This window comes from uncultured Nostoc sp., from assembly GCF_964245445.1.
In the GTDB taxonomy this organism is placed as follows: Bacteria; Cyanobacteriota; Cyanobacteriia; order Cyanobacteriales; family Nostocaceae; genus Nostoc.
This window is the reverse complement of the sequence record NZ_CAXTNE010000261.1, coordinates 1-11,231: the sequence shown is the minus strand read 5'-3', so window position 1 is coordinate 11,231 and position 11,231 is coordinate 1. Positions and strand designations below refer to the sequence as shown.

8 protein-coding genes and 4 pseudogenes are annotated in these 11,231 nt (G+C 39.6%); 7 read left to right on the top strand and 5 right to left on the bottom strand.

The annotated features are described in order from the left end of the window. Positions 1–94 precede the first annotated feature (94 nt). The 3 genes from ACFE90_RS30480 to ACFE90_RS30470 all read left to right on the top strand — a co-directional run bounded on the left by ACFE90_RS30480 (position 95) and on the right by ACFE90_RS30470 (position 2,665). A complete protein-coding gene (locus tag ACFE90_RS30480; RefSeq protein ID WP_375506086.1) occupies positions 95–838 on the top strand; it encodes a ferritin-like domain-containing protein in 744 nt (247 codons plus the stop codon). Positions 839–1,197: 359 nt separating this feature from the next. Next, positions 1,198–2,022 carry a class I SAM-dependent methyltransferase gene (locus tag ACFE90_RS30475; protein WP_375506085.1) on the top strand — a complete coding sequence of 275 codons (825 nt, stop codon included), beginning with the start codon at positions 1,198–1,200 and terminating at the stop codon, positions 2,020–2,022. 295 nt (positions 2,023–2,317) lie between these two features. Then, positions 2,318–2,665, top strand: coding sequence for a helix-turn-helix domain-containing protein (locus ACFE90_RS30470; RefSeq protein WP_109008692.1), 348 nt, complete (start codon positions 2,318–2,320; stop codon positions 2,663–2,665). Between the two features lie 70 nt (positions 2,666–2,735). Here ACFE90_RS30470 and ACFE90_RS30465 read toward each other — a convergent pair whose 3' ends face one another. The 3 genes from ACFE90_RS30465 to ACFE90_RS30455 form a co-directional block, all read right to left on the bottom strand. Then, the gene (locus ACFE90_RS30465) at positions 2,736–3,131 is read right to left on the bottom strand and encodes a salt stress protein, Slr1339 family (RefSeq protein WP_375506084.1); all 396 of its coding nucleotides are present in this window, start codon (positions 3,129–3,131) and stop codon (positions 2,736–2,738) included. A gap of 132 nt (positions 3,132–3,263) precedes the next feature. Next, a complete protein-coding gene (locus ACFE90_RS30460) occupies positions 3,264–3,869 on the bottom strand; it encodes a VWA domain-containing protein (RefSeq protein WP_375506083.1) in 606 nt (201 codons plus the stop codon). Between the two features lie 301 nt (positions 3,870–4,170). Further along, positions 4,171–4,776 (bottom strand): VWA domain-containing protein, encoded by a 606-nt coding sequence (locus ACFE90_RS30455; protein ID WP_375506082.1) that lies wholly within the window; start codon positions 4,774–4,776, stop codon positions 4,171–4,173. 613 nt (positions 4,777–5,389) lie between these two features. On the opposite strand from ACFE90_RS30455, the pseudogene ACFE90_RS30450 reads away from it, so the two are divergent. After that, positions 5,390–6,054 (top strand): annotated as a pseudogene (locus ACFE90_RS30450) (hypothetical protein); the annotation flags it as partial. A gap of 434 nt (positions 6,055–6,488) precedes the next feature. Here ACFE90_RS30450 and ACFE90_RS30445 read toward each other — a convergent pair. After that, entirely contained in the window at positions 6,489–8,894 is a 2,406-nt protein-coding gene (locus ACFE90_RS30445) for an FAD-dependent oxidoreductase (RefSeq protein WP_375506081.1), read from the bottom strand. Between the two features lie 293 nt (positions 8,895–9,187). Here ACFE90_RS30445 and ACFE90_RS30440 point away from each other — a divergent pair. The 3 pseudogenes from ACFE90_RS30440 to ACFE90_RS30430 form a co-directional block, all read left to right on the top strand. Then, a pseudogene (locus ACFE90_RS30440) lies at positions 9,188–9,645 on the top strand (AMP-binding protein); the annotation flags it as partial. Positions 9,646–9,719: 74 nt separating this feature from the next. Then, a pseudogene (locus ACFE90_RS30435) lies at positions 9,720–10,172 on the top strand (transposase); the annotation flags it as partial. A gap of 1 nt (position 10,173) precedes the next feature. After that, positions 10,174–10,668: pseudogene (locus ACFE90_RS30430) on the top strand (AMP-binding protein); the annotation flags it as partial. 249 nt (positions 10,669–10,917) lie between these two features. On the opposite strand, the gene ACFE90_RS30425 reads toward ACFE90_RS30430, so the two are convergent. Further along, positions 10,918–11,055, bottom strand: coding sequence for a hypothetical protein (locus ACFE90_RS30425; protein WP_375506080.1), 138 nt, complete (start codon positions 11,053–11,055; stop codon positions 10,918–10,920). Positions 11,056–11,231: the final 176 nt, after the last annotated feature.

The following is an 11,231-nucleotide window of genomic DNA, read 5'->3' as shown; positions in this document are numbered from 1 at the left end:
CCCCCTGCCCCCTGTCTCCTGCCTCCTGGCACACTATAGAAAATGCGGATTAGTATAAGAATTGTAACCTTCCAATTGTCGGCGGGAATTTCTGATGAACTTCTTGACTCACGTTCTGCATTTAGCTGGTTCAGGTGCTTTTGCCTATTACTCTGCTGCTCAAATTCGTGATTCTAAAACCCGCCCTAACATCCTTGCGGGGTTTCAGTTGGCCGAATCTGGTTCTGTGCCGTTTTTATCTGCACTTAGCGATCGCGCAGCTGCCGAAGGCGATACATGGCTAGCCGAAAAACTAGCAAAACATGCATCAGATGAAACTAGGCATGGTAAAATTTTTGCCCACGCCTTACAACAGTTGAATAAACAAGTTATAAATTTCAAGGGTCAACCCCAAACTACATCCACAAAAAAATCACAACAGCGTAGTCCCTTTTTCGCAGCATTCTTTGAAGGTTACACCCAAGAACAGCTAAAACCGGCTGTCATTGACTGGGATGTGTTTATGGCTAGCACATACATTCTGGAGTTAGATGCTAGTAAAGACTTTGCGCGAATGGCGAAAGTATTACCTGATAACGAGTCAACCGCTCGTAACTTAAAGTTAGGAATGCTTTGTATTGCCCAAGATGAAACTGGACATGCTGCTTATCTCTACGAAGCGATGATGCGACGGATGTCTGCGACTGAAGTGCAAAAACTCGTAGATATGTGGCGAACCCGCAAGGTAAACGCCCTGTTGGCAATGGTTGGCGGTATCCTCCAGCGTAATGGTGAAACGCGATCGCTAGTCCAGGATAGTGCGCCGTCGGAAATCGATTCTGAGTTGGTAGCTACGTAATTATAGATATTCTTGAGTATCTAATGTTCAAAAAGTTGTGAAATTTCAACATTTAGCTTGAAAGGCACGAGGTTTGTCTCTTGCCTTTCAAGCTAATTCCATACTTCTTTCCTTAATATTAAATAAAACGGTGTGGAAAAACAAAACTATGTTAAGAAAAATTAAATAGGCTTAAACCCTCTTACCTCCTGCCTCCTGCCTCCTGCCTCATCCTAACGATAAATATTCACGCACACCTACTTATTCTGCTTTAATAATGATACAAATATGTTGATAGAAACAATGCCATGCACCTACGATAAATCTATATGTATCAAGGTTTTCGTGAATTGGTATGACGTGCTATCTTCAAGTAGATTATGGAAGACCTAAAACAAACAATAATCAGCTACTCTAGTAGAGAACTCGAACAGCGCAAAAATTGGTATTCTCCGGCAGCAGAGGCTTACAACAAGGCACGACCCCGCTATCCTAAGGATTTAATTCACCAAGTTATAGAAGTTGCTCAACTCTCTACTGACTCAAAAATTCTAGAAGTGGGATGTGGCCCTGCAACTGCAACGGTAGCATTCGCTCAATTGGGTTGCTCAATGATCTGCTTAGAACCCAACCCAGATTTTTTTCGCTTAGCTCAACAGAATTGTCAACCGTATCCCAATGTAGAGATTCAGAATACATCTTTTGAAGAGTGGACGCTAAAGACTTCTGAATTTGATGCTGTCTTAGCAGCGAGTTCTTTTCATTGGATATCACCAGAAATAGGATATCCAAAAGCAGCAAATGCCTTACAAGAAAGTGGCTACCTAATTTTACTATGGAACAAGGAACTTCAACCCCCGTATGAGGTGTATCAACGCTTATCCCAAATCTATCAACTATATGCTCCATCTCTCGATCGATATGAAAACAGAGAAACGCAAGAAGAGATATTGAGAGGGTTAGGAGAGATGGCAATCGATTCCGGGAAATTTAAAAATTTAATATCGGGACAATTTGTCTCGGAAGTAACATATAATGTTGATGAGTATTTAATGCTTTTAAACACTTACTCACCTTACTTAAAGTTAGATTCACACAGCAAAAAAGCATTATTTGCAGGATTGAGGCACACAATAGAAGATGATTTTGGAGGTAGTCTTCATCTTTCATATATCTCAGCTTTTCACATTTTCAAAAAAATTTAACAAGGAAGAATTCAGAAGTCAAAAGTCAGAATTTAGAATTAATTCTGTGCGACTGGCGGATGAATAAGCGGCGTTTTTACTACCCCACTAAATCAAAGATTTAGTGGTTAACAAGAAAGTGGGGGTCTGAATCCTCTACTAATTGCATTCTGAATTCTGAATTCTGAATTCTGACTTCTTCTTTAATCCATCAAATAGAACAGTTAAATCTTGTGGAGTGTTGTGGATGTACCCGTACTTGGAAGTATCAGTACTACCTAGCAAACCTGAGTAAGGTTCTTCCTAAAAACTAATTATGAAAGCTGAAGCAGAAAATAATCGCAGGCTGACTTGTGAAGTAGAAACTACCTTAAAGGTGATTGGCGGACGCTGGAAAGTTTTGATTATTAGAGAATTAATGACTGGCGTAAAACGGTTTGGTGAGTTGCAACGGGCTTTGCCTGGAGTTACGCAAAAGATGCTTACCCAGCAACTCAGAGAAATGGAAGAAGACGGTATTATTCATCGAGAAGTTTATCCCCAAATTCCGCCCAAGGTGGAATATTCTCTGACGCCTTTAGGAGAAACTTTACAACCAATTCTCTATGCTATGCATGAATGGGCTGTGCAACGGTTAGCTCTAAAAAATCACCATCAATATTGAGCATAGGTAATAAATAACAATTGCTAACTTATAATTTTAGCTAGCAGTTTTCTCCGAATTACGAATTATTTTATTCGTTGTTTCTTAAATATTCAATCGCTGCCTCTAATTTTGAGGGGTAACTTTCAGCAAACCTCTCAAACCAAAGTCCTTCGGAAGAAAGTGGATCTACTTTGGCTAACCATTCTTTTGCTTCCACTTTCAAAGCCTCTTGTTGTTTGGCTTTAAGTTGTTCTTGTCGAATTCGTTCTTGTTCTAGTTCTTGCTGTCTTTTTAACTCAATAGCAGCATCCTCTTCGGCAAAATCAGCCTTAATCTCTGCCAAAAGGTTATCCATGAAAGATGCCGACTTTGGCGATGATGGAATAAACGATTTGGCTGTGGCTGATTTTGGCTGCTGCTGTTGTGGTTGTACTTCTTTATATTCAGTTTGGAGTTCAGCCAATAGCTTATCAATGGAATCCATTTTGGCAATTCCTAATAAAAAATGGTATAGCACCGCAAGCGGAAGTCAAAAGTCAAAAGTCAAAAGTCAAAAATTTTGTATATCAAGGCTTTTGCAAGTTTTAAAATGGTAGCCTGATTTACGCCGAACGTACTAGTCATTAATGGCATTGAGTAGCACTTCCGATAGACTCAAATCTTCCATATCTTCCATAGTAATAGTGTCACAGATATCAAACTTAGCACCAGCACTTTGGAGTTCATCGTCTAAGACTTTGAGAAAACGGGTAGCTTGGGGATCTGTGCCGACTTGAATAAAGGAAATAGCTAATTCTTCATCTCGATCGATGCGGCGAGAAGCTTCAATAATTACCTTCATTACTGCTTTGCGATCGTCCGGTTCACCATCGGTAACCACTAAAATTGTTTCACCATTTGGCTTGGTTTGACCGGCTGCTTTGCGTTGAAGGTAATCATCAGTTGCATGTTTTAACACACCTGCTAAGTCAGTTGTACCAGAGGGGTCATTTTCTTGAAAAATTTGCGCTACTTTGCTGGATGTCACATTTTCGTATCGCTTAAATCTACCAGAAAATACATAAATAGTAATGCCGTCTGGGTCAAATTGCTCACACTTACTAGCTAAAGCTAAAGTAGATTCCTGTGCTGCAACCCATCTAGTTCTACCACCCTTTTGATCTTTGGTTGCCATGCTGCCACTTTTGTCGATAATCAAGGTATAATCACGATTTTCTAACATGATTCAATTCTCCAATTAAGAGTCAATCAATTTTGGATTTTGGATTTTAGATTAACCGTTAACCTAAAAATAGGGTATTGGAAAGAAATTTGAGATTTTAATTTTCATAGTTGAAATTAGTACGCCACGGCGTAAATAGAGTAACCATTTAAAATTTATAAAGAGCTTATTCCATAATACTTTTAATTTTTGACTTCCGCCTTGCGGTACTAGTCGCTCTGAAACCAGATTTAAATTTTAAATCCTTAAATTTAAAATTTAAAATCTAAAATTGGTTACTTGACTATGGGCGAGCGACGCATCAGTCAGTTATTGCGTTCGTCAATACATCTACAAGGCTCATTTCTTCTAAGTCGTCTAAAGTAACTGTGTCACAAATATCAAATTTAGCACCGACACTTTGCAACTGGTCATCCAAAGCTTTGAGGAACTTAGTTGCTTGGGCATCTGAACCCACTTGAATGATCGAAATTCCTAATTCTTCATCACGTTCCATCTGGCGAGTCGCATGAATGATCGCTTCAAACACAGCTTTGCGATCGTCTGGTTCACCATCGGTAATGACTAAAATTGTCTCTCCGTTTGGCTTGCTTTTACCGGCAGCTTTGCGTTGAAAGTAGTTATTGAGTGCATCCTGAAGTACAGCTGCTAAGTTTGTCGTTCCAGAAGGGTCATTTTCGAGAAATATTTGTGCGACTTTGGCAGAAGTGACATCATCATAGCGTTTAAATCTACCGGAAAATAAGTACACCGTAATGCCATCGGGGTCAAACTGTTCGGCCTTTCTTGCCAAAGCGAGAGTAGACTCTTGGGCGATTTCCCATCTACTTCTACCACCCACTTGATCGGGTGTGGACATACTACCGCTTTTGTCAATAATTAATGTGTAATCGCGATCGCTCATCATAATATTCCTCTGATTGTTACCCTGTAGTTCTAGTCTAGTGTACGAATTTGACGATACCGTAAGCATTTTAAGGTTTCGTATCAATCTTGCTACTCAATAAAGCCGTGTCATAGTTGATAAATGCGTTGGCGTAGCCCGCACTTCTCTACGAGACGCTGCGCGTAGCTTGCTTCCACGAAGTGGTACGGCTACGCTCAGTGACCGCCGCAGGCATCGCCTAGCATCTTTGAACAAAATCTTCTTAGGTATTGAGCCGAGATACGTGTTAAAACCTGCAATATAGTCTGAAAACCCTTGTTATATCTAGGCTTCAGCGATTTTGACTTCCATCCTTATAAGGCTGTAAAAAAGATTATCTAATTTACCTTGATGAAACGGCAACCCTTTTTGAGCAGATTACTGTTCTGGTGGAATGTCCAGAAATTGAGTGGGGTTATTAGTCGCTACCCTATATAGGATATCATCTTATCGTTAGGCGATAAGTAGGTATGCGTCGATATTTATCCTTGAGACAAGGCAGCTATGCCAAAGGTAAGAGACTTTTAGGCGTTTTAGTCTTATTTACATAGTTATTTTTATTTATACCCACCTACTTAGTTGCTTCACTTCGGCCAAAGTTCAAGCCCTGATTAATCAGCTAAGTTTGCTTGTCGAAAATGAACGCATCACTCAAGTAAAGTCATTAATACCCACAATTCAATCTCAATTCTCGAATCTGCCTACCAATCAAGCTGGTATTTATGCACGGATAAATTTTGCTCAGACTTTGACCACAATTAGTAATAAAAAAGACATTGCAGAGATTCTGGCAAGTAGCTTTCAGCAAGCCAAAATAATCGGCGATGAAGATGCCCAATCTTATGCACTGGGCAGCTTGGGAGAAGTTACGAGCAGAACCAACAATTGCAAGAAGCACAGGATTTGACGCAGCAAGCATTATTTATGGCTGAAAAAATTGATGCCTCAGATATAGCTTATCGCCTTGAGTGGCAGTTAGGACGTTTGCTCAAAGCACAGGGAAATATCCCAGCCGCCATATCTGCTTATGATGCTGCTGTAACAACTCTTCAGTCTCTTCGCAGTGATTTAGTTGGAGTTAATCGAGACGTGCAGTTCAATTTTCGCGATCGCATAGAACCTCTTTATCGGCAGTCTGTAGAGTTGATTTTACAAGAGAAAGCACAAGGAAAACCAGATTTAGATAAAGCACGTCAGCGAATGGAAGCCTTGCAAGTCGCAGAACTCGACAATTTTTTCCGAGAAGCTTGCTTGAGTAACCTTGAAGGTAGGGCGATCGCATTTCTATAAACATCATTTTCGGCGCTATCCTGTAAGCTAAATTCAGCGCTTGAGTTAAACAAATCCTTACTGGTTGTTTAGTTTGATCTGTTACTTGTGCTGAATATTGGGTAGTGCTGCTCAAAATCCTTGCATAACCGCGACCAGCAGTACACAAGTGTGCTGTTTGTAACTATGTATCGAAGTGTAATGCAACAATGCTTAATGTCCTATCCATAAATACATTTAGGACACCAAGCCTAAAACAGATTGCGTCGCTTCTCGAAGAGTGTCAAGCAAAAGAGAGTTGTTTGTTCCCTTGTTCACCTCGGTTTGCTAGAGAAGCGCAGAATGCACTGAAATTTACTCATTTAGGCGGCAATTTTTCAGTTCTTAACTCAAACACTGCTGTAAAAACAGTTTCTTTCGGGCTGCTAGAAAAAATCTTTCTTAGTATTGTAGAAATTGGTAGAATTGACTACCTGATATTCCTCTTGAAGGGTTGAAAAGTCATGATGGCTCAAAACAATAGCAATGGCAACATCTCTCATACTTTGTGATTTTTCTAGTCTCTCTCCCAAATAAATGTGCCAATAAACTTCCACATCACTTTCGAGAACTGGCTTCTCAATTTCTGTAACAACACCATTTTGCTTTGGATGAATCGAGGAAGCACTGTACTTCCACTCATTTCTATCCTTGAGAATGATATCAGGCGAATCACCAATCTGTAATTGGAGATGTAACTCGTTTAGACATATCCCCTGATATATGTAAAACATTTTTGATACAAGCGCTTCAGGGGGGCATGCAGCTACTTCCATTAGAATCGCTTCTTCGCTACCTTCTTGTAGCAATAAATCAATATTGACTACACCATTTTTAGGGTAATCGTGTTCTAAACTTTCTAACACATCACTTGAAAATTGCCAGAGTTTCTGAAATTCTGGTTCTTCTTCTCTAACAATAATATTGCCGATTTGATGACCATAAATGAACTCATCATTAGGTCGATAGTGCTTGCAAGCAGCGAAATAACAAGGCTGACCATTTTTTATGACAATACTTGTATTGTATAACTGACCTCTAATGAATTCATTCAACTCAAATTCTTCATCTGAATCTACATTGCTTTCACACCAAGTTTTCAAATCATCAACAGTATAGATTCTTCTGGTTTTTTCACTTCCGACTCCGATAACTGGTTTGATAAAAATGTGATTACCTAGTTCTTCTAGAACAAACTTTAAGTATGAAACTGGCTCTTTACGGTATTGGTCTTGAGCAAAAATCAGATACTTGGGCATCCGAATAAGGGAATTTTTGAGGGCAGATTTGAGATAATTCTTATCAGTAAACTGGTGGATCATCGTTGGGCGATCGCCTGGCAGATTTAGAGCTTCACGCAACTGTGCAGTTAACAGCACTGAATACTCATCGTTGGTGACAATCCGGCAGTTGTCATCTAATAGTTTATAGTCAGTCTTAATCTGTTGATAGGTTTGGAACAGATTTTGTAAATTATAAGGTTCTACAATCTGCACAATAGACAAGTACTGATACTGAGAGGGTACAACCTCACTAAGTCCTCGCCTACTACAGAGTAAAACTAGATTTATATTATCTGAGCAGATATGCCTAAAATCAGTTTTGCTCAGAAGCATATCATGTAGCACAAAGACAGTCTGCTTATTGCTATCTATCTTACTACTATGCAAAGCAACTGGATTTGTATGCAAAGCAACTGGATTTGCCTCCTCGCGGAGCATTTGTTGTACTAACTGGACAATTTCTTGTGAACATCCCCATGACAACGTTACACCTGACCCTCCATGTCCATAATTATAAAATATGTGTGTGTTTAAAACTCTTTCCACACAAACATTTTCCGATGTTAATGGTCGTAAACCAGTCCTAACAGGCTCCTTCTCATCTAGCGGGAGTTCTTTTAATTCCGGTAGAAACTCTAAACAACCATCATACATCTGTCGAATAATTGGAACCTCAAGAGATAAGTCTGTACCCCATTGGTCTTGCTGCGTTAATCCTCCTAAGACCACCAAATCATCCCCTCTAGGAACTATAAAAATGATGTCTTGCTCATTTAAAGAAGATTCTTCATGGGAAATGCAATGAGCATCCTTCACAACTTTCCCTAGATTTTTAACCCTGACAAGTGCGCCCCTCACGGGATACATGGAACTATCCCCTGTAGTTGCTATTGAACCTAGCCCAGCACAATTAACAATTGCCCTTGCATTAAAACGGCTAAGTAGTTCCTGTTCGTTTTGAACTACATTGACAGTGATTTTCTCCTGGATAATCTCACATCCAATATCCTTTACATATTGAAGTAGCCAATTCATGTAAACATCAGTATTTGTCATCGGAGCCATGTGTTTATAAGCATCTTTTATACCTCCTTGAAAATTCAAATCAATCGTTTTTTTGACAATATGTAAACCTCTTTCAAATCCATCAACTTTATCCTTCAACTCATTCATTTTGCTTAGATCAGCAGGTAGATTTTCCAAAACATCCTTAAAATAGAAATACCCATCCCTCAAATAAATCCCTGTTTTTTCTGAACCAAACTCTGTGTGTATTTTCTTGAATTTATTATAGGTAGTCATACACCAGTCTTTAGAGCGTTCCAGCGATCTAGGAGATCCATGACGACCACAGACTGCTGGTGGCCATTCCCATAACGCACCTGCCACAATAGAGGTTAAATTTGGGGCAAAACGATCTGCAACAATCACAACATTAAAACCTGCCTCTCTCAGACATATAGCGGTTGTTAAACCGCTGACTCCTGCCCCAATTACTAAAATGTTCATATCATTCTCCGGCAATAAGTTACTCATTAAAGGTTATCTCGATTATTTGTACTACAAAATAAATGCATTATCTTGCACATTAATAATATTAATTTGGGCGCTTCTGGGCTAACGCAGCGTTAAGGAATTCTTAGCATTTAACATTTGCTGTTACAAGAATTATTTCTCAATAGTTTCCGGTTAAAAACTAAGTATAAGCAGTATTAATAATTGAGAAAATGAGTGGCTGTCTTTGAGTAATAGCTCAATGATGGATGAGCTTCTTAGTACAATATTTAATAAATTTGTGACGATACAATACTGACTTGTTTGAAGCTGCTACAATCACGCGTATGGCAGGGCATTTTGTGACCTTGCTTGAAGGTATTGTTGCTAATCCACAGGAGCAGATTTAGCAACTACCTTTGCTGACGGAAGTTGAGCAACAGCAGTTACTGGTGGAGTGGAACGATACTTTTGTAGATTATCCTCAAGATAAGTGTATTCATTAGTTGTTTGAGGAGCAGGTAAAGCGTACCCCTCATTCAGTAGCAGTGGTATTTGGAAATGAGCAACTGATTTACCACCAGTTAAATTGTCGCGCTAACCAGTTGCACTGACTTATCAACAGTTGAACACCTAAGTTAATCAATTAGCACATTACTTGCATTCATTGGGAGTGAAAGCTGATGCGCTGGTGGGTATTTGTGTGGAACGCTCACTCTTAATGATTGTGGGAATACTGGGTATTCTCAAGGCAGGTGGTGCTTATCCCTGTTCTGTCACTTTCCGAGTATTCTGAATCAAAGGATTAAAATAAAAAACTCTCTTCAGATAAGCAGGGCAATGGATGTAGAATTAAAAATCCTGAAACATTTGGCACGAGATGCCCACCCAACAGTTGCGATTGTAGATGAATATTGTGCAGAGTATAAAGACTTATTTAAAGAAGTCAGGAATTATAAGTGCTTTAAATATTTACATCTGGGGATAATATCAACGATAAAAAGAAAATCATTACCTGAGATAGCGAAGGTAGTGAGTATAAATTCGGCACAGTCATTACACCATTTCTTAGCAAATTCAGATTGGTCAGTAAATAAGTTAAAACAACGAAGATTAAATAAGTTGAAGAAACAATTAGATGGTAGGGCAATTACATTAGTCATAGATGAAACAGGAGATAGGAAAAAAGGTAAAAAGACTGCGGCAAGTGCCAGACAGTATTTAGGGAGTGTGGGAAAAATCGATAATGGAATAGTGTCAGTCAATGCTTATGGAGTGTACTCGAATATAACAATGGGGTGCATTGCTGTATGGTGGACGATTGGTAGTAGTTCCGTATTTAGTGACGCGATCGCCTGAATCGTTCTACCAGTTATTGTGTCAAGAACAAGTCACAGTTCTCAACCAGACACCTTCAGCCTTCCGTCAATTAATTCAAGCCGAACAGTCAATTACAACTGCTGGCGATTTGAACTTACGCTTAGTAATTTTCGGTGGACAAGCCTTAGAACTGTCGAGTTTGCAACCTTGGTTTGAGCGACACGGCGACTCCTCACCCCAGTTAGTGAATATGTACGGGATTACAAAAACTACCGTACACGTTACCTATCGCCCATTGAGCAAAGCCGATTTGAATGTTACGGCCAGTGTCATTGGCGGTCCGATTCCCGACTTGCAGGTATATCTACTAGATCAGCATTTGCAGCCAGTACCGATTGGTGTTGGAGGTGAAATGTACATCGGTGGTGCTGGGGTAACACGCGGCTATCTGAATCGTCCCGACTTGACCTTAAGTCAACGCCAACAGCTTCGTATTCTTTCAGGCGTTGAATAATAGTATCGCGATCGCCAACAAGTTGAGCAGATAAACCTAGATTGGCTTCAATGGTTTGACTAATATCTAGTTTGTTATGGGCAACTACGTTAGGATCAATTTGCTCTTGAAAATACTCGATTTGCTGCCAATCGGCAGAACGATAAATTGCTTCTAATCTAGCTTGTGCTTGAGCAGTATGTTCGCAAACGATCGCAAAAGCACTCATTGCCAGTGATAACCTAGCTCGTCTGCTTGAATTGCCAGCTTTACCAAATCTTGGGTAGATAAATTAGTCTCATGGTTGACAACTCGCAACCATCCACCACAGACCGGCGACCAAATTCCAAACTGAAGTGGCATAAATCTTTTTCTAGTGCCTTTTTCTACAAGTCATTAACTTAAATACGGTATTTTTATTTTTTTACCGTATTTTACTAGTTCACACTACCACATTTATTTTTGCTGTGTATATCATATGACACATGAAACTATCCCACTAATAAAAAAGTATGGTAATCTACTTCTCAACAAGGAGG